The sequence below is a fragment of the Streptomyces sp. NPDC007164 genome (genome assembly GCF_040634135.1).
GTDB lineage: Bacteria > Actinomycetota > Actinomycetes > Streptomycetales > Streptomycetaceae > Streptomyces > Streptomyces sanglieri.
Map to the genome: position 1 here is coordinate 117,203 of NZ_JBEYFB010000014.1, position 18,531 is coordinate 135,733.

General features: G+C 73.8%; 16 protein-coding genes. 11 read left to right on the forward strand and 5 right to left on the reverse strand.

Translation table 11 applies throughout. The features are described 5' to 3' along the window. Positions 1-107 precede the first annotated feature (107 nt). On the reverse strand, positions 108-449 hold the full coding sequence (locus tag ABZ622_RS19740; RefSeq protein WP_360544762.1) for a DUF6204 family protein: 342 nt from the start codon (positions 447-449) through the stop codon (positions 108-110). 265 nt (positions 450-714) lie between these two features. Here ABZ622_RS19740 and ABZ622_RS19745 point away from each other — a divergent pair, with 265 nt between their 5' ends. Next, on the forward strand, positions 715-2,685 hold the full coding sequence (locus ABZ622_RS19745; protein ID WP_360544764.1) for a DUF5107 domain-containing protein: 1,971 nt from the start codon (positions 715-717) through the stop codon (positions 2,683-2,685). Between the two features lie 27 nt (positions 2,686-2,712). Here the strand turns inward: ABZ622_RS19745 and ABZ622_RS19750 are convergent, their stop codons facing one another. Next, the gene (locus ABZ622_RS19750; protein WP_259929438.1) at positions 2,713-3,069 is read right to left on the reverse strand and encodes a VOC family protein; all 357 of its coding nucleotides are present in this window, start codon (positions 3,067-3,069) and stop codon (positions 2,713-2,715) included. A 62-nt stretch (positions 3,070-3,131) separates the two neighbouring features. Continuing rightward, complete coding sequence (locus tag ABZ622_RS19755) at positions 3,132-3,941, reverse strand: methyltransferase domain-containing protein (protein WP_360544766.1); 810 nt, start codon at positions 3,939-3,941, stop codon at positions 3,132-3,134. A gap of 180 nt (positions 3,942-4,121) precedes the next feature. Between ABZ622_RS19755 and ABZ622_RS19760 the strand changes: the two genes are divergently transcribed. The 4 genes from ABZ622_RS19760 to ABZ622_RS19775 all read left to right on the forward strand — a co-directional run bounded on the left by ABZ622_RS19760 (position 4,122) and on the right by ABZ622_RS19775 (position 8,222). After that, positions 4,122-4,706: a TIGR03086 family metal-binding protein gene (locus ABZ622_RS19760; RefSeq protein ID WP_360544768.1), complete on the forward strand. Its 585-nt coding sequence runs from the start codon at positions 4,122-4,124 to the stop codon at positions 4,704-4,706. 167 nt (positions 4,707-4,873) lie between these two features. Beyond that, positions 4,874-5,725, forward strand: a complete 852-nt coding sequence (locus ABZ622_RS19765; protein WP_360544770.1) for an SMP-30/gluconolactonase/LRE family protein — start codon at positions 4,874-4,876, stop codon at positions 5,723-5,725. A gap of 156 nt (positions 5,726-5,881) precedes the next feature. Next, entirely contained in the window at positions 5,882-7,132 is a 1,251-nt protein-coding gene (locus ABZ622_RS19770) for an aminotransferase class I/II-fold pyridoxal phosphate-dependent enzyme (protein WP_360544772.1), read from the forward strand. Between the two features lie 25 nt (positions 7,133-7,157). After that, positions 7,158-8,222 (forward strand): MBL fold metallo-hydrolase, encoded by a 1,065-nt coding sequence (locus ABZ622_RS19775; protein WP_360544774.1) that lies wholly within the window; start codon positions 7,158-7,160, stop codon positions 8,220-8,222. On the opposite strand, the gene ABZ622_RS19780 is transcribed toward ABZ622_RS19775, so the two are convergent. Continuing rightward, positions 8,212-8,832, reverse strand: a complete 621-nt coding sequence (locus ABZ622_RS19780; RefSeq protein ID WP_360544776.1) for a VTT domain-containing protein — start codon at positions 8,830-8,832, stop codon at positions 8,212-8,214. The genes ABZ622_RS19775 and ABZ622_RS19780 overlap by 11 nt on opposite strands. Next, a complete protein-coding gene (locus ABZ622_RS19785) occupies positions 8,829-9,611 on the reverse strand; it encodes an MBL fold metallo-hydrolase (protein ID WP_360544778.1) in 783 nt (260 codons plus the stop codon). The genes ABZ622_RS19780 and ABZ622_RS19785 overlap by 4 nt, the downstream gene beginning before the upstream one ends. A gap of 196 nt (positions 9,612-9,807) precedes the next feature. Between ABZ622_RS19785 and ABZ622_RS19790 the strand changes: the two genes are divergently transcribed. From ABZ622_RS19790 to secD, 6 genes are all read left to right on the forward strand, one after another. Beyond that, positions 9,808-10,212 (forward strand): hypothetical protein, encoded by a 405-nt coding sequence (locus ABZ622_RS19790; RefSeq protein WP_360544780.1) that lies wholly within the window; start codon positions 9,808-9,810, stop codon positions 10,210-10,212. A 90-nt stretch (positions 10,213-10,302) separates the two neighbouring features. After that, positions 10,303-12,402, forward strand: coding sequence for a phage holin family protein (locus ABZ622_RS19795; protein WP_360544782.1), 2,100 nt, complete (start codon positions 10,303-10,305; stop codon positions 12,400-12,402). Positions 12,403-12,429: 27 nt separating this feature from the next. Next, positions 12,430-14,547, forward strand: coding sequence for an NAD-dependent DNA ligase LigA (gene ligA / locus ABZ622_RS19800; RefSeq protein ID WP_360544784.1), 2,118 nt, complete (start codon positions 12,430-12,432; stop codon positions 14,545-14,547). 145 nt (positions 14,548-14,692) lie between these two features. After that, positions 14,693-15,517, forward strand: coding sequence for a rod shape-determining protein (locus ABZ622_RS19805; RefSeq protein WP_360544786.1), 825 nt, complete (start codon positions 14,693-14,695; stop codon positions 15,515-15,517). Positions 15,518-15,546: 29 nt separating this feature from the next. Continuing rightward, the gene (locus ABZ622_RS19810) at positions 15,547-16,098 is read left to right on the forward strand and encodes a hypothetical protein (protein ID WP_360544788.1); all 552 of its coding nucleotides are present in this window, start codon (positions 15,547-15,549) and stop codon (positions 16,096-16,098) included. A gap of 57 nt (positions 16,099-16,155) precedes the next feature. Beyond that, the gene (secD, locus tag ABZ622_RS19815; RefSeq protein WP_360544790.1) at positions 16,156-18,525 is read left to right on the forward strand and encodes a protein translocase subunit SecD; all 2,370 of its coding nucleotides are present in this window, start codon (positions 16,156-16,158) and stop codon (positions 18,523-18,525) included. Positions 18,526-18,531: the final 6 nt, after the last annotated feature.

Genomic DNA, 18,531 nt, shown 5'->3' on the forward strand with positions numbered 1-18,531 from the left:
CACTCACGCGCAGCATGGCAGCCCGCCCGCGCGGAGGTCAGGTCCCGGGGTCCTTCGTTCGGATCGGGCCAGACCCCGTGACCCCGGCCTGATCCAAACGAGAGGAGCTAGCCGCGCCGCCCCTTGTAGTTGATTTTCATGGTGTCCATGTCCGTCACCGTGGACCGCAGCGCGCCATGCCCGTACGCGCGCCCGTCGAGGTGGGTCTCGGCCCGGTCCTCGGCGATCGCGGCCGCCATCTCCTCGCCGTCCTCCGCGTCGCAGACGACCACGTACCGGAAGCTGAAGTGCTTGAGCCCGCGGTCGTACGTGAGCGAGCCCTCCTCGGTGAACTGCATCGCACTCAGGCCGTGATCGTCCACCTCGGACAGCAGCCGGGCACGGGCCTCGTCCGTCAGACCGTCCCAGGTGCCGCGCACGATTACTCGGTAGGTGTGCTGGGTGCTCATCGTGTCCGGCTCCGCGTTCCGTTCGGGCAGGGCGCATCGGCCGCCGCCACTGATCCCCGTCGAGTGATCCCCGTCGGGGGCCAAGGTTACGGCCGTGTGGCCGGGACGCACCCGAATTACCGGGGCCGGGTCCCGGGGACCGTCCCCGGTGGGTCTTTGCTGAAGTCTGAGGCGCCCCCCCTGGCCAGGGCGTTGTCGAGCGTGTTCCATGGTCATCGGGGGGCGCCCGGACCTGTGGCGGCCCGCGCGAGGGAGCGAGGTTGCCTTGGCCACGACCGTGCGACGTACCGTACTGACTCTGCCCGCCGGGCCGCTGGGCCCGGAGAATCCGCTGCCCGCGCTGCGGCCGCTCGACGAGACGCATGCGGTCGACGAACGCGACCGGGCCGCACTGCCACGTGACATGGCACGCCAGATCGGCTTTGAACCACTGTCCACCGTGCTGCCGGCGCGCATCCTCGACGGCTACGGGCGCGAGCGCACCGCCACCGCACTCGACGCGATCGTCATCGAGAACGACCGGCTGCGGGCCACCGTGCTGCCCGGTCTCGGTGGCCGCGTCCACTCCCTCCACCACAAGCCGACCGACCGGGAACTCCTCTACCGCAACCCCGTTCTGCAGCCCGCCGACTTCGCGCTCAACGGCGCCTGGTTCTCCGGCGGCATCGAATGGAACATCGGCGCCACGGGCCACACCGCACTGTCCTGCGCCCCGCTCCACGCGGCCCGGGTCCCCGCGCCCGACGGCGGCGAGATGGTCCGCCTCTGGGAGTGGGAGCGGCTGCGCGACCTGCCGTTCCAGGTGGACCTGTGGCTGCCGGAGGACTCCGACTTCCTGCACGTCGGCGTGCGGATCCGCAATCCGCACGAACACACCGCACCGGTGTACTGGTGGTCCAACATCGCCGTCCCCGAAGGCGAACGAACCCGCGTCCTCGCCCCCGCCGACGAGGCCTGGCACTTCGGGTACGAACGAACCCTGACCCGGGTTCCGGTCCCGGTGTCCGGTTCCGTCGACCGGACGTATCCGCTGCGCGGCGAATTCCCCGCCGACTACTTCTACGAGGTGCCCGACGGCGCCCGCCGCTGGATAGCCTCGCTCGACGAGGACGGCCACGGGCTCGTCCAGACGTCGACCGATCTGCTGCGCGGCCGGAAGCTGTTCCTCTGGGGCAGCGGCGCGGGCGGGCGGCGCTGGCAGGAGTGGCTGACCGAGCCCGGCACCGTCGGATACGCCGAGATCCAGGCCGGGCTCGCCCGCACCCAGCTGGAGCACGTTCCCCTCGGACCGGGTGCCGAGTTCAGCTGGCTGGAGTCGTACGGGCCACTGTCCGCGGACCCGCTCGCCGTGCACGGCGAGGACTGGGCGGCGGCCCGCGCCGAGACCGAGCTGCGGCTTGCCGAGGCGCTGCCGCGGGCCGATGTCGAGGCCGCCCACGCCGCCTGGCGCCCCTTCGCCGACGCAGAACCCGGAGAGTCGCTCGCCACCGGATCGGGCTGGGGTGCGCTGGAGGTCAGGCGGGGCAAGTACGAGCTTCCCGGCACCCCGTTCGCCGACTCCACCCTCGGTGAACAGCAGCAGCCCTGGCTGGAGTTGCTGGACCAGGGCACCTTCCCCGAGCCGCGCCGGGCGGTCCCGCCCGGACCCTCCCTGGTCTCCCCGCACTGGCGCGACATGCTGGAGACGGCCCCCGCCGAACCCCTCACCGAATACCACCTGGGCATCGCCCAGTGGCATGCCGGCGACCGTGCCCAGGCGGTCCGCAGCTGGGAGCGCGGACTGGTGCTCGCGCCGTCCCGCTGGCCGCTGCTGCGGTGCCTCGCCGTCGCCGCCGAGGAGGGCCGGCAGCGGGACCGGGCCGCGGATCTCTACGGCGAGGCGTTCGACGACCTGTGCGCGGAGCGCCGCGACGAGGACGAGGCCTGGACGGCGGCCGCGGCGGCGCTGGGCCGGGAGGCGCTGGGGGCGCTGCTGACGGCCGGGCGCCCCGCGGCGGCCCGGTCCGTCTGGACCGCCCTGCCCCCGGCGATCCGGCAGCGCGGCCGGTTCCGTCTGCTGGAGGCCCGGCTGCTGATCGCCGAGGACGACCGCGCCGCCGCCCGCGCCGTCTTCGACGAGGGCTTCGAGGTCGAGGATCTGCGTGAGGGCGCGCAGATCCTGGACGAGGTATGGGCCGGGATCACGGACGATCCGCTGCCCGGCCGGTACAACTTCCGGATGCGCCCCGGGTGTTGACGAGGCCGCACCGGTGCCGTCCGGTCCTCACCGGCCGGACGGCACCCGGTCGACGTACTCGAAGACCGAGCCGTCCGGGTGCACCGCGATCAGATTGCGGCCGACCGGCGTCGGCACCGGACCCGCGATGATCCGGGCACCGACCCGGCTGAGGGAGGCGTGCGCGTCGTCGACGTCCTTGACCGCGATCGTCGCCGTCACCTTGCGCAGGATCTCCAGCTCCGACTCCGGGCCGCTCATCAGGAGAAAGCAGCTGATCGCGGCGACCGAGACCCCACCGCGCTCGAAACGGAGCGCCGAACTGCCCGTGAGGTCCTCGTAGAAGGCCACCGCGGCCTCCAGGTCGTCGACGCAGATACGCAGTGTGGTTCCCAGAATGTCCATGCGTACAAGGGTAGTTGGCGGCACATGGGCCGGTGATCGATTCGGCGGCGGGGCGGCGTCCCTCAGGCCCGGCAGAGCACCTCGCCGTGCGGCACCATGAACCAGGCGTCGTCCGCCGCGCCCCACTCGCGCCATGCGGCGGCGATTTCCGCCAGTTCCCCGGCGCTCGCACGGCCGCCGTCGACGGCCATCCTCGCGTACGCCGAACCGACCGTGCGGTCCGCCCACATGCCGCTCCACCAGGCCCTGCTCTCCGGGGTGGCGAAACACCAGGTGGCGGCGGTCGGGGTGATGTCGGTGAAACCGGCCGGGCGGGCCCAGGAAAGCAGCCGCCGGCCCGCGTCCGGCTCGCCGCCGTTGGCCCGGGCGACCCGGCGGTACAGGTCCAGCCAGTGGTCCAGGCCGGGCACCTGCGGGTACCAGGCCATCGCCGCGTAGTCGCTGTCGCGGGCCGCGACGACGCCGCCGGGGCGGCAGACGCGTCGCATCTCGCGCAGCGCCTGCACCGGATCGCCCACGTGCTGGAGCACCTGGTGGGCGTGGACGACGTCGAAGGAGTCGTCGGGGAAGTCCAGGGCGTGCACATCCGCGGTGATGAACTCGACGTTGTCCAGGCCGCGTTCGGCCGCGACCGCGGCCGCCGGGGACAGGATCTCCTCCGTGGTGTCGACGGCGGTCACCCGGCCGGGAGCCACCAGCGCGGCCAGGTCCGCGGTGATGGTGCCCGGACCGCAGCCCACGTCCAGCACGGTCAGGCCGGGGCGGAGCTCGTCGATCAGATAGGCCGCGGAGTTGGCGGCGGTGCGCCAGCGGTGCGAGCGCAGCACCGACTCGTGGTGGCCGTGGGTGTAGACGGCGGTCTCCTTCGGCATGGCCGTGGATCCTTTCTCGGAACGCGGCCGCAAGTGTTCCGCGGCGTGCCGGAAACGCGAGCCGCGAAGCGGTGATCGGTACGCTCACCGTACGCCGCGGCGCCGCATTTTGAGATGGACGTCTTGATATATGGGCAACGTGCACTCGCGCCCCGGCTCCGGGCCGGGGAGAGTGGACGCATGGCATCTGCTTCCGTCAGCGAAATCCTCGAACGCCACGGCGAGGTGCTCCGGCTCTTCACCGACCGGGTGCACGCGGTGCGCGAGGACCAGTGGTCCGCAGCCACCCCGTGTACCGAGTGGACCGTCCGTGACCTGGTCGCCCATCTCACCGCGGAACAGCTCTGGGTGCCGCCGCTCGTCACCGGGGGCCGCACCGTCGCCGAGGTCGGCGACGCCTTCGCGGGCGATGTGCTGGGCGAGGACCCCGTGGCCGCGTGGGACCGGGCGGCCGCCGGAGCGCGCGGGGCGTTCGAGACGCCGGGCGCGCTGGAGGGGACGGTGAACCTCTCGTACGGGGACACCGCCACCGACGCCTACTGCGCGCAGATGGTGGCCGACGCCGTGGTGCACGCCTGGGACCTGTCGCGGGCGGTCGGCGCCGACGAGCGGCTGCCCGCCCGGCTGGTCGACTTCACCCGCCGTGAGGTCGGACCGTACGCGAAGGACCTCTCGCGGAGCGGCCTGTTCGACGCCCCCGTGGAGACCGCACCGGACGCCGACCCGCAGACCCGACTGCTCGCGCTCCTCGGCCGGCAGGCCTGAGGCCGGCCGGGGCGGTCGGCATTGCCGGGTCAAAAGCCACACGATTACCCTGTGTTCGATATTCCGGTCATCGTCCGGAGTGCCGTCGGCGCGCCCCGGAACGGGGCCGTGCGGGAGGTGTCCTCGCGCGCTCCCCGGACCGGCCCGGACACCACGAGAGGCAAGAAGTGAACACCCCACACCTGGACGTGGCCGTGCACGAGCAGGCCGAGCTCGGCGAGGGCCCGACCTGGGATCCGGCCACCGGCCGGCTGATCTGGGTCGACATCGTCTCCGCGCGCGTACACACTTACGACCCGCTGAGCGGCCGCCGGACGGTGATGGCCGCCGAACAGCACGTCGGTGCCGCCAAACCGCGCGCCGGCGGCGGACTCGTGGTCAATCTGCGCGACGGCATCGGCCTGTACGACGCCGACGGCGCCTTCCGCTGGCTGGTCCGCGACCCGGTGCCGGGCCGGCGCGGCAACGACGCGGCGGTCGCGCCGGACGGGGCCCTGTGGGCGGGCAGCATGCGCTACGACGGCGCCCCGGACGGCGGCGGCCTCGTCCGCGTCGCGGCCGACGGCGCGGTGACCGCGGTGCTGCCCGTCGTGGCGTGCGGCAACGGCATCGGCTGGAGCCCGGCCGGGTCGCTGATGTACTTCATCGACACACCGACGCGCCGGATCGACGTCTTCGACTTCGACGGGGAACACGCCGTCGACCGGCGCCCGTTCGTCACCGTCGAGGAGGGCGCGGGCTTCCCCGACGGTCTGACGGTCGACGCCGAAGGGGCCGTCTGGGTCGCCCTGTGGGACGGCGCCGCGGTGCGCCGGTACACGCCCGACGGCGCCCTGGACCGGATCGTCCCGGTGCCGGTCAGGCGCCCGACCGCCTGCGCCTTCGGCGGCCGGGACCTCGACGACCTGTACATCTCCACCGCCCGCTCCGGGCTCACCGCCCCGCATCCGCTGTCCGGTTCACTGCTGGTGCTGCCGGACGCGGGGCGCGGACTGCCCGGTACGCCCTTCGCCGGCTGATCCCGCGTCATCGGCGCCCCGCCGCTCCGTCGGCGGGCGCGGCCGGCCGAACCCTCGTATAAAGGGCCCAGGGTCTGTCCGGCCCCGATCCGCCGGACAGGCCCCGAGTGCGAGACGGCGCGACAGGGTGACGGGGCGGCGGCGAAGGAGGCCCGGATGGCGCGGCAGCGGACCGAGCGGCCCGGGGACGGCGCGCGCTCCGTGCGTGAGGACCGCGGCCCCGTCCGGTACGGGCCGCCCGCCCCCGACCCGGGGCTGCCGGTGCTGCCCGAGCTGGCCGAGGTGCTCGCCGCGGCGGCGGGCCGCGGCGAGCCCGAACCGACCGGCGGCGGCGAGCATCTGCGCACCGCGGCGGCCGCCTACTGGGAGCGGCGCGGGCTGCCCGGCAGCCCGGAGCGCGTCGCCGCGGCCCCCGGCGCGTCGCCGCTGCTGCTCGCGCTGATCGCCGCGCACGGCGGCGACGTACTCATGCCGCGCCCCTGCCCCGCCACCTGGATCCCGCAGGCCCGGCTGCTCGGCAGGCCCGCCTACCACGTGCCGACCCCGGCCGAGTGCGGTGGCGTGCCCGACCCGTACGCGCTGCTGGAGACCGTGCGCAGGGTCCGTGCCGAGGGCGGCAGGCCCCGGCTGCTGCTGATCTCCGTCGTCGACGACCCGACCGCCACCGTCGCCCCGCCGGAGCTGGTCCGCGAGGCCTGCGAGGCGGCGATCGCCGAGGGGCTGCACGTCGTCAGCGACGAGACCTGGCGCGACACCCTGCACCGGCCGTACGACACGGTCCTGCTCAGCCCGGCCGAGATGTGCCCCGACGACGTCACGGTCGTCTGCGATCTCGCCGGCGCGCTGACCCCGTCCGCCTGGCCGGTCGCGGTCGCCCGGTTCCCGGACACCGAACGGGCGGCGGTGCGCCACGCCCGTACGCTCGACATCCTCACCGCGCTCGGCGCGCTCGTCGCGGGGCCGGTCGCCCTGGCCGCCGCCCACGCGCTGCGCGAACCGGAGGCCGTGACGGACCGGGCCCGCCGGGCCGCCGCGCTCCAGGCGCGGATCGCCGCCGCGGCCCACCGCGCGGTCCTGGCGGCGGGCGCGCTGGCCAGGCCCCCGCAGGCCGGACGGCACCTCTACGCGGATCTCGGCCCGCTCCGGTCCCGGCTGGCGGGCCGCGGCGTCACGGACTCGCTGGAACTGGAGGAGTACCTGACGGAACGTCTCGGCGCGCCGACGCCGGGCGGGCACCGGTTCGGCGACGAACTGGGGGCGCTGCGGGTGCGGCTGGGAACCGGGACGCTGCTGGGGTCGACCCCGCAGCAGCAGCTGGAGTCCCTCACCGCTGTGGCGCCCCTGGAATTGCCGCATGTGGCCGAGGCCCTGAGCATTTTCGCAACGGCCCTCGACGAACTCCGATGAGGAACTGCGAGACGGGAGTCTCCCGATGACGGAACAGACCGGGCGCTGCCGCGCCGGGACCGCACAGCCGCAGCCGCACCACGTCCCGCACGGCCGGATCGTCGCACCGCGTCCGCTCGGTGAGGTCCGGAGCTGGCCCAGGAGCTTCGCGGACCGGCTCACCGCCCCCCTCCCGGGTGTCATGGGCATGTCCCGACTGGCCCGTGAGCGCGCCCTGCGGCCCAACGCGGAGGGCCTGCGTGGCATCGACCGCCTCCCGTACGCCCCCGGACCCCTGCCGGTCACCTCCGAGGGCACCACGTCCGTCACCTGGGCCGGGCACGCCAGCTGGATCATCCGCACCGGCGGACTGACCGTCCTCGCCGACCCCGTCTGGTCCCGGCGCATCCTCGGGACCCCCGCCAGGATCACCCCGGTCGGCGTCCGCTGGGAGGACCTGCCGCCCGTGGACGCCGTCGTCATCAGCCACAACCACTACGACCACCTCGACGCCCCCACCCTGCGCAGACTGCCCCGGGACACCCCGCTCCTCGTCCCCGCCGGACTCGGCCGCTGGTGCCGTCGTCGCGGCTTCACCTGCGTCACCGAACTCGACTGGTGGGAATCGGCCGAGCTCGACGGGGTCCGCTTCGACTTCGTACCGGCCCATCACTGGTCCAAACGGACCCTCACCGACACCTGCCACTCCCTCTGGGGCGGCTGGATCATCACCGCCCCCGGCCCCGGGGCGCAGCGGATCCACTTCGCCGGGGACACCGGCTACGGGCACTGGTTCGGCGAGATCGGCAGCCGGTACCCCGGGATCGACCTGACCCTCCTGCCGATCGGCGCGTACGAACCGCGCTGGTGGCTCGGCGACGTACACACCGACCCCGAGGAGGCCGTGCAGGCGTACGAGGACCTCGGCGCCCGGGCGATGGCGCCGATGCACTGGGCCACCTTCCTGCTCTCCGCGGAACCCGTACTCGAACCGCTGACCCGGCTGCGTACCGCCTGGCAGCGGGCCGGACACCCACGCGACCGGCTCTGGGACCTGCCGATCGGCGCCTCGCGGGTACTGGAACCGGCACCCCGCACGATCAGTGGCTGAACCGTGCCCGCGTCCTGCGCCACACCGTGGGCACCCCGCTGACCAGCAGCGTCAGACCCACCGCCGCGACCACCCCCTGCCACGGCTCGGGGAAGAGCGAACCGCCCAGGATTCCGATCAACTGGTACGTCGCCGCCCACGCCAGACACGCCGGCACATCGCCACGGGCGAACCGCCGCAGCGGCATCCGGCCCAGCAGACACGCCAGCATCACCGGAATCCGCCCGGCGGGCACCAGCCTGGACAGCACCAGCACCATGGCGCCGTGCTCGTCCAGCTTCCGCTGCGCCTGCGCCAGCCGCTCCGGAGCCGCCCGGTCCCGGATCGTCCGCAGCCACTTCGAGCCGTTCTTCGACCGCACCCCGCGCTGACCGAGCCAGTACAGACAGACATCACCGAGGAACGCCGCGGCCGAGGCCACCGCGAAGACGATCAGCAGCGAGAACGGCGACGACTGATGCAGCGCCACCACCGCGGCCGAACTCACCAGGGCGCCCGTAGGCACCACCGGCACCAGCGCCCCCAGTGCCACCAGCAGGAACAGCGACGGATAGCCGACCGCCTGCTGCGTCGACTCCGGGGGCAGCTGCCCCACGACCTGATGGATCACCCGGCGGCCTCCGGCCGCACATGCTCGCCGTGGGACAGCCGGTGCACGGACACCTCGGGCGCCAGCAGCGCCGCCTTGCGGACGAACTCGTCACCCGGCGAGTGGAACTCGTGCGGCCTGACCCCGTCCATGCCGATCGGCCAGTACGTGCCGTAGTGCACCGGCACGGCCGACCGCGGTGCCAGCCGGGCCAGCGCCTGCGCCGCCCGGCCCGCGTCCAGATGACCGTGGCCCAGATACGGGCCCCAGCCGCCGACCGGCAGCAGCGCCACGTCCACCGGGCCGACGGCCTCGGCCATCGAGTCGAAGAGCCCGGTGTCCCCGGCGAAGTACGTCCGCGCCTCGCCCTCGACCACGAAGCCGAGCGCGGGGGAGCGGTGCGGGCCCATCGGCAGCCGCCTGCCGTCGTGCATCGCCGGAACCACCCGCACCCGCACCTCGCCGACCCGGACCTCGTCACCCGCGGCGACCTCGGTGATCCGCAGCCCGCGCATCGAGCGCAGCACCCGCAGCCCCGGCACCGCGCGCACCGCACCCACCGGCACGATCAGTCTGCTGCCGGGGGCGAGCCTGGCCAGGGACGGCAGATGCAGATGGTCGGAGTGCAGATGCGAGACGAGCACGACGTCCGCGACCGCGGCCTCGGGACCGGGCAGCTCCCCGCGGCGGCGCCGCAGATGCGCCATCCGCCGCACGAAGAGCGGATCGGTCAGCACCCGGACCCCGGAGTCCTCGATCGTGCAGGTGGCATGACCCCACCAGGTGACTTCCACCGGCACGCGATCCCTCCTCGTTTCCCGGACTCCTCGAATCCTGTCCCCGGCATCGAGCCTAAGGGCTGGGGCGCACAGGTGTTCCGGGCTCGCGCCCCGCGCTCCTCCCAACCCCTCCCGTCCCGGCACGCGCCTTTTTGCGCGGGAGGACTGAGGGTAGGGTCGCCGATACGCCTAGCACCGGGGGAACGGCCATGGGGACGTGACGGACGTACGGGTGGCGGCCATCGCCAGCCTCACACCGCTGGAACAGCTCGACGACGACCCGTTCCTCGTGGACACCCGCGGCCAGCAGGACATGTGCGCCCGCTGGGCCGCGGACAAGGGCTACGTCGTCACCCGGCAGCTGCGGCTCTACGGACTGCGTCCCGACCACCACGCCCTGTGGTCCGACGTCGAGAGCGGCGAGGTCGAAGTCTTCGTCGCCGCCAACGACCGCGTACTGGCACGGGCCCTCACCTCGGTGCCGGAGTTCGCCGCGGAGTGCGAGCGGCGCGGCGTGCGCCTGGAGCTCGCCGGGCTGGACGAGCCGCCGTACAACGCCCGTACCAAGGCGAGCGTGCACCGCAGACTCTCCATGCCGACCGCGGGCTACGACGGCTGCTGACCGTCCGGCCCCGGAGGTCCACGGCCCCGCTGTGAAAAGCTGGGGGCCGAGGCCCGGAACGGCGGGGGCCGGACGTGAGGTGGAAAAGGCGTGAGTGACGGGCGATGGCGAGCAGCCGGCAGCGCCCTGATGCGAGTGGTCGTGGTCTGGGCGGTCTCGACGCTCACGATGCTGGCGCTCGCCGGGATTCTGCCGGACTTCCAGCTCCAGTCGGACGACGGCGACAGCATAACCAAGATCGCGTTCACCGCCGCCTGGGGCGCCGGCGCGTTCGGTCTGCTCTCCGCACTGGTCTGGCCCGTCGTGGTGCGGGCGCTGCTCATCGTGCCCGCGCTGGTCCTCGGGCTGCTCGTCTTCTTCCTCAACGGCTCGCTGCTGCTGCTCGCCCTGCGGCTCATCCCGGACGGGCGCGGCGCCGCCAACCCGGAGACGGCCGTCGTCGTCGCGGCCGTGATGTCCGCCGTCGCCTCGGCCACCTCCACCGCGCTCGCCGTCCGCGACGACAACGCCTACCGGCGCAGGCTCTCCCGGCTGGCCGTCCGCCGCCGGCGTCGCACCGGCACGGACAGCGGCCGCAGCGGACCGCCGGGCACCGTCTTCATCCAGCTCGACGGCGTCGGCCACGACGTCCTCGCCCGCGCCGCCGACGAAGGGCTGATGCCGACCGTCGCACAGTGGCTGGCCGACAAGGAGGGGCACCGGCTCACCCCGTGGCGCACCGACTGGTCCAGCCAGACCGGGGCCAGCCAGCTCGGCATCCTGCACGGCAGCAACCACGACGTCCCCGCCTTCCGCTGGTACGAGAAGGAGACCGGCGACGTCATGGTCTCCAGCAGACCCGCCAGTGCCCTCGAACTCCAGCGCAGGGCCGTCGCGCGCACCCACGACGGCGGACTGCTCACCGTGGACGGCGCCAGCCGGGGCAACCTCTTCAGCGGCGGCGCCGACCAGCTGGCGCTCGTCCTGTCCATGGCGGCCCGGTTCGGCAAGGGCCGCCGCTCCCGGGCCGGGTACTTCGCGTACTTCTCCGACCCGGCCAACGCCGTACGCACCGCGCTGTCGTTCGTCGCCGAGGTCTGCCGCGAGATCGGCCAGTCGACCCGGGCCCGGATGCGGAAGGTCACACCCCGGATCAAGCGCGGCGGTCTGTACCCCTTCATCCGGGCCTTCGCGACCGTCGTCGAACGCGATGTGGTGGTCTCCGCCGTCATCGGGGACATGTTCGCCGGCCGGACCGCCGTCTACGCCGACCTGGTCGCCTACGACGAGGTGGCGCACCACTCCGGACCCGGCAGCCGCGACGCGGAGAAGGTGCTCGCCCGCCTGGACCGCTCGCTCGCCCTGATCGTCAAGGTCGCCGAACACACCCCGCGCACCTACCGGATCGTGCTGCTCTCCGACCACGGGCAGAGCCCCGGGGAGACCTTCGCGGGGGCGTACGGGCTGACCCTCAAGGACCTGGTCCGGGCCGGCTGCGGGCTGCCGGTGTCCCGCCGGGCGCAGCACACCCGCAGCGGCTCGGAGGCGCGTGACGCGGTACGGATCGCCCTGCACCGGCCGGTCGGCGAGGGCGCTGCGGAGCCCCTGGCGAAACCGTCCGGCCCGGTGGTCCTCGCCTCCGGGAACCTCGGTCTGATCTCCTTCCCCGACATCGCGGGACGCGCCTCGCGCGAACAGCTCGACCGCAGCCACCCCGCCCTGCTCGGCACCCTCGCCAACCACCCCGGCATCGGCTTCCTGCTGGTCCGCAGCGAGCGGCACGGATCGGTGGTGCTGGGCCGCGGCGGGGCGGAGATCCCGGTGCCGGAGCTGGTGGACGCGGAGGGGCCGCTGGCCCCGTTCGGCCCCGGGGCTGCCGCGGCGGTGCGGCGGACCGACACCTTCCCGCACGTCGCCGACATCATGGTCAACTCGATGTACGACGGCGCCACGGGCTGTGTGCACGCCTTCGAGGAACAGATCGGCTCGCACGGCGGCCTGGGCGGCGAGCAGTCCAGACCGTTCCTGCTGTGGCCGTCCGAGCTGTCCGCGCCGGTGGCCCCGGACACGGAGCTGGTCGGCGCCGAACAGGTGCACGACGTGCTGCGGCGCTGGCTGCGGGAGTGCTCGGGCCCGCAGATTCCGCTGCCACCACCGGGCGCGGCACGCGGCACCGACGAGCCGGACGGAACGGTCCGGGCGGCCGGCTGAGGGCCGTTGTCAGTGGTGGGCGGCAGGATGGGGGCCATGACGAACTCAGCTGTTGTGCTCGCCGACACCGCCGCCTACGCCGCCGCTGTCGAAGAGGCGTCGCGGGCCGCGGCCGCGTACTACGCCACGGGCGAGAGCACGCTCGACGACGACGCCTACGACCGGCTGGTGCGGGGGATCGCCGCGTACGAACAGGAGCACCCGGAGGAGATTCTGGACGCCTCCCCGACGGGCAAGGTGGCGGGCGGCGCCGCGACCGGGGACGTGCCGCACACCGTTGCGATGCTGTCCCTGGACAACGTCTTCTCAGCCGAACAGTTCGTCACCTGGACGGCGTCGCTGGAGCGCCGGATAGGCCGCCCCGTCGCCGCCTGGAGCGTGGAGCCGAAGCTCGACGGGCTCGCCGTCGCGGCGCGCTACCGGGCGGGCCGCCTGGAGCAGCTGATCACCCGGGGCGACGGCACCGCGGGCGAGGACGTCTCGCATGCGATCGGCACCGTGGTCGGCCTGCCCGAGCAGCTCGCCGAGCCGGTGACGATCGAGATGCGCGGCGAGATCCTCATGACCACCGAGCAGTTCGAGCAGGCCAACGCCGTACGGACCGAACACGGCGGCGCCCCCTTCGCCAACCCGAGGAACGGCGCGGCGGGCACGCTGCGCGCCAAGGACCGCGCCTACACGGTGGAGATGACGTTCTTCGCCTACGGCGCCCTGCCGCTGCCCGACTCCGCCGAGCTGACCGACCGGCTCGCCGAACTCCCGCACAGCGAGGTCCTCTCCTACGCCGCCCGGCTCGGCGTGCACACCGCGGCGGACACGGACGTCGCGCCGCGCACCGTCGCCACCGTCGAGGAGGTGCAGAGCCGGGTCGAGGAAGTCGCGGCCCAGCGCGCCTCGTTGCCCTTCGGCATCGACGGCATCGTGATCAAGGCCGACCTCGCCGCCGACCGGCGCGAGGCCGGATCCGGGACCAGGGCGCCGCGCTGGGCCATCGCGTACAAGCTCCCGGCCGTCGAGAAGGTCACCCGGCTCCTGGCCGTCGAATGGAACGTGGGCCGGACCGGGATTATCGCGCCGCGCGCCGTGCTGGAGCCGGTCGAGATCGACGGCTCGATCGTCACCTACGCCACGCTGCACAACCCCGCCGACATCACCCGCCGCGATCTGCGCCTGGGCGACCGGGTGATGGTCTACAAGGCGGGCGACATCATCCCCCGGATCGAGGCCCCCGTCGCCCATCTGCGCACCGGCGACGAGAAGCCCATCGACTTCCCCGAGGCGTGCCCGCAGTGCGGCTCCGAGATAGACACCAGCGAGCAGCGCTGGCGCTGTGTCCGGGGCCGCGACTGCCGGCTCGTCGCCTCCGTCTCGTACGCGGCGGGCCGCGACCAGCTCGACATCGAGGGCCTCGGCGCGACCCGCGTCGTCCAGCTCGTCGACGCGGGTCTGGTGGCCGACTTCGCCGACCTGTTCACCCTCGACCGTGAACAACTGCTGGGCCTGGAACGGATGGGCGAGACCAGCACCGACAACCTCCTGGCCGCCATCGCGACGGCCCGGACGCAGCCGCTGTCCCGGGTCTTCTGCGCGCTCGGCGTACGCGGTACCGGGCGCTCCATGTCACGGCGCATCGCCCGGTATTTCGCGGACATGGACCGGATCAGGGCGGCCGACGCCGAGGAGCTCCAGCGGGTCGACGGCATCGGCAAGGAGAAGGCCGCCGGCGTCGTCGCGGAGCTGGTGGAGCTGGCCCCGCTGATCGCGAAGCTGGTGGCCGCCGGGGTGAACATGACGGAGCCCGGCGCGACGCCGCCGCCCGAGCCGGGGGAGGAGAGCACACAAGCCGCCGACGGGGACGGGGACGGGGACGGGGAGGGTAGCGGTCTGCCGCTGGAGGGGATGACCGTGGTGGTCACCGGAGCCATGACCGGCGCACTGGAGAAGCTCTCCAGGAACGAGATGAACGAGCTGATCGAGCGGGCCGGCGGGAAGTCCTCGTCCAGCGTCTCCAAGCGCACCTCGCTCCTGGTCGCCGGGGAGAAGGCCGGATCCAAGCGCACCAAGGCCGAGGACCTCGGCGTCCGGATCGCCGCACCGGACGAGTTCGCCGAACTGGTCGCCGTCTTCCTGCCGTCGGAGGTGTGACACACAACAGGCCCCGGCCCTTGGATTTTGCCTGGGAGTGGCTTTCTTTGCCTCCCTATTGCATAGTGAGGGCTCGGCCATGCCTCGCGATCAGCGGGTCCATGGGTGGCATGCGTGGCTGCGGCAGCAGGGCGGGGAGGGACGGATGCGTTCTCTGCACGAGGGACGACGCCTCGGCCCGTCCGCCCGCCGGGGCCACCGGGGCGTCACCCGTGGCCTCGCCCTCGATCTCGGCAGCTCCCGCACCCGCGTCTGGGTGCCCGGACACGGTGTCCTGGCCGACACCGACGTCCGCGACGACCCCGGTACGGAGTCCGGGCCCGGTCGCCCGGTCCGGCGGGGACGCATCGTCGACCCCGAGTCCTGCGGCCGGCTGCTCGGCCGTATCGCCGACACAGCACTGGGTACGGACCGCACCGACACCGTGATCGTGGTCAGCCACCCCGTCCTCGCCGGGGCCCGGCACCGCGCCGAGGCGGCGGAACTGATCGCCGGTCTGGGGCCGACGACCGTCATCGCCCTCGACAGCGCCAGGGCCGCCGCCGCATGCGCCGGGCCGCGGACCGGCGGGCCGCTGCTCGTCGTCGACATCGGTGCCGGGCTGACCGAGGCGACCGTGCTCGTCGACGGGCAGATCCGCGACGCCCGCCAGACCGAGACCGGGCTCGACGACCTCGACCCGGCCCGGCCCCCCACCGCCGTCGTCCGCACCGTGCTCGACATGATCACGGAGATGTGGAAGCAGGACCGGCACGGCGCCGTCCTCGGGGCCCTGCGCAAGGGCCCGTTGCTGACCGGCGGCGGCGCCGCCCGCACCGACATCACCGACAGGATCGCGGTCCGCCTCGGCGTCCCGGTCCGTCCCGCCGACGACCCGGCGACCGCGGTCGTACGCGGCGCCGGCCTGGTCCTCAGCTCCGTACTCCGCCGGGCCGGCACGGCACCGGCCCCGACCGGCGAAACCGGGTGACCCCCCTCCCGGGGCCGCCCCCGGGGAATGTGCCCCCGAGGGCACGGCCGGGCGCCCCGGCACACCCCGGCACCGCGCGGGCGGCCCGGCTGCTGCTCGCCGCCCTTCTGCTCGCCGCCCTCACCGTCGTCGGCGCCGCCCCCGCAGCCGCCGGATCAGTGCCCACGGCCCGGCCGGCCGCCGGGGTGCCGCCCTCCGCCGCGTACCCGCCCGGCACCCATCAGCCCACCCAGCACACCGAGCGGACCGCCCGCACCGGCACCTTCCACGACTCCCGTCGCAGCCGCACCGCCACGGCCACCGACCACCACCGCTCCCAGCCGCCGCCCGCACCCCGTCCCCAGCCCCGGGCCGGCAGCGACCAGGCCCGTACCGCGCACCACCTCCCGCCGCCCGGCCCGGACCTCCTCCTGCCGCCCGGCGCGCCCGGCGTCCACGCGCCCCGCCGAGCCCACCACCCGGCCCCCGCCGCGCCCCCTCGTGCCACCGCCCGCTCCCGCGTCACGCTCCCCGGCGTACGCGGGCCTCCGTGGACGGCCGTTCACCGGCCACCGGTCCTGCCACCGGGCCCGTCCCGCTGAACCGCCGTCCCGTCCTCGCCGAGGTGAGGGCGCCCGGCGCCCCCTCGGAGGAAACCCATGACTCGCGCCACCACGGTGCGAGCGGTTCTGGCTGCCGCCGTACTGCTCGTCTCCGTGCTCATCACGCTGACCATGTCACCCAGACTCGGCCTCGATCTTCAGGGCGGCACCAGAATGGTGCTCCAGGCCAAGGACTCGGACACCGCGAAGGCGGACCGGGACAGCACCGACCGCACCCTGGAGGTGCTCCGCCAGCGCATCGACTCCCTCGGCGTCGCCGAACCCACGCTGACCCGCTCCGGCGAGGACCGGATCATCGTCGAACTCCCGGACGTCCAGGACCCGCGCAAGGCCGCCGAGGTCATCGGCAGAACCGCCCAGCTCAGCTTCCACGCGGTCCAGGGGCAGGGCACACGGACCGACGAAGAGCCCGGCGCGTCCGGCCCGCGGACCGAGGACAAGCCCGGCGCGTCCGGGAAGCAGGGCGGCGAGAAGTCCGGCGACGGGCCGACGCTCCCCGACGAACAGGGCCGCGCCCTCGACCTCGGCCCGGCCAGGCTCTCCGGCGCCGGGGTCAAGGACGCCACCGCCGCGTTCGACGCCCAGCAGGGCGCCGGCTGGACCGTCTCCCTCGACTTCCACAAGGCGGCGGGCCGGGACTGGACCCGGCTGACCGGCGAAGCCGCCTGCCACCCGGTCCAGGACGACCGGCGCCGTGTCGCCATCGTCCTCGACCAGCAGATCATCTCCTCGCCGCAGGTCTCGCCCTCCGTCGGCTGCAACGCCGGCCTGCCCTCCGGCTCCACCCAGATCACCGGATCCTTCAGCGCGGACGAGGCCCGCGAACTGGCCCTGCTGATCAAGGGCGGCGCCCTGCCGCTCCCCGTCGAGATCGTCGAGCAGCGGACCGTCGGCCCGACGCTCGGCGCCGCCGCCATCGACGCCAGCGCGCGGGCCGCCCTCATCGGCGCCGCCGCCACCGCGCTCTTCATCACCGTCGTGTACCGGCTCTTCGGCGCACTGGCCGCCGCCGCGCTCGCCGCCTACGGACTGATCTCCTACGCGGCCCTGGTGGCCCTCGGTGTCACCCTCACCCTGCCGGGCCTCGCCGGGTTCGTCCTGGCCATCGGGATGGCGGTCGACGCCAACGTGCTGGTCTTCGAGCGGGCCAGGGAGGAACACACCCAGCATCCGGGCCGGTCGCTGCGCTCCTCGCTGACCGCCGGATTCCGCGGCGCCTGGAGCGCTGTCGCCGACTCCAACGTGACGACGCTGATCGCGGCCGGACTGCTCTTCTTCCTCGGCTCGGGACCGGTGAAGGGCTTCGGCGTCACCCTCGCCATCGGCGTGCTGGCCTCCATGTTCTCCGCGCTCGTCATCGCCCGCGCACTCACCGAGATCGCCGCGGGCTCCCGGTTCGTCGGCGACTACCGGGGCGTCAACGGCATCTCCGGCCCCGGCCGGGTGCGCGCCTGGCTGACCCGCCGCGGCCCCCAGCTGATGCGGTCCCCGCGCCGCTGGCTGCTGATCTCCTCGGCCCTGGTCGCCGTCGCCGTCCTCGGCATCCTCGTACGCGGCGTCAACCTGGGAGTCGAATTCACCGGCGGCCGGCTCGTCGAGTACTCGACCAGCCGGCCCGTCGACGTGGAGCAGGCCCGAACGGCCCTGGCCGGTGCGGGCTTCGGCGACGCGGAGGTCACCACCGCGGGCGCGGGCGACCTCTCCGTACGGACCGGGAAGCTCGACAACGACGGCGAACACGCCCTGCGCGCCGCCCTCGCGGAGGAGGGCGGCAAGACCACCAAGGTCCGCGACGAACTCATCGGCCCCAGCCTCGGCGACGAACTCCGGCGCAACGCCCTGATCGCGCTCGGCATCGCCGTCCTCGTCCAGCTGGCGTATCTGGCGATCAGGTTCCGCTGGACCTTCGCGGTGGGCTCGGTCGCGGCGCTGGTCCACGACGTCATCGTCCTGGTCGGCGCCTTCGCCTGGCTGGGGCGCACCGTCGACGGCATCTTCCTGGCCGCACTCCTCACCGTCATCGGATACTCCGTCAACGACTCGGTGGTGGTCTTCGACCGGGTGCGGGAACTGTGGGCGAAGGCCCGCCGCCGGCCCGTCGCCGAGGTCGCCAACCAGGCGGTCATCCAGACCGTCCCGAGAACGCTCAACACCGGAATGGGCGCCCTCTTCATCCTCACCGCACTCGCCGTACTGGGCGGTGACTCGCTCGCCGACTTCGCGCTCGCCCTGCTCATCGGCATCTGCGTCGGCACGTACTCCTCGGTGATGACCGCCGTCCCGGCCGCCCTCGTCCTGGAACGGAGCAGCAAGGCACCGCCGCCCGCCAGGAAGCGGGCCCCCGGCCGTCGCTCCGGTACGAGAACGGCGCGCCGCGACCCGCTCGACAACGGAGCACGCGTGTAGCGGCCG

Bases quoted from the DNA above. Each gene is read 5' to 3' on its own strand.
- ABZ622_RS19740 (WP_360544762.1), bottom strand. From the start codon at position 449: ATGAGCACCCAGCACACCTACCGAGTAATCGTGCGCGGCACCTGGGAC.
- ABZ622_RS19750 (WP_259929438.1), bottom strand. From the start codon at position 3,069: ATGGACATTCTGGGAACCACACTGCGTATCTGCGTCGACGACCTGGAG.
- ABZ622_RS19755 (WP_360544766.1), bottom strand. From the start codon at position 3,941: ATGCCGAAGGAGACCGCCGTCTACACCCACGGCCACCACGAGTCGGTG.
- ABZ622_RS19760 (WP_360544768.1), top strand. From the start codon at position 4,122: ATGGCATCTGCTTCCGTCAGCGAAATCCTCGAACGCCACGGCGAGGTG.
- ABZ622_RS19770 (WP_360544772.1), top strand. From the start codon at position 5,882: ATGGCGCGGCAGCGGACCGAGCGGCCCGGGGACGGCGCGCGCTCCGTG.
- ABZ622_RS19775 (WP_360544774.1), top strand. From the start codon at position 7,158: ATGACGGAACAGACCGGGCGCTGCCGCGCCGGGACCGCACAGCCGCAG.
- ligA (WP_360544784.1), top strand. From the start codon at position 12,430: ATGGGGGCCATGACGAACTCAGCTGTTGTGCTCGCCGACACCGCCGCC.
- ABZ622_RS19805 (WP_360544786.1), top strand. From the start codon at position 14,693: ATGCGTTCTCTGCACGAGGGACGACGCCTCGGCCCGTCCGCCCGCCGG.
- secD (WP_360544790.1), top strand. From the start codon at position 16,156: ATGACTCGCGCCACCACGGTGCGAGCGGTTCTGGCTGCCGCCGTACTG.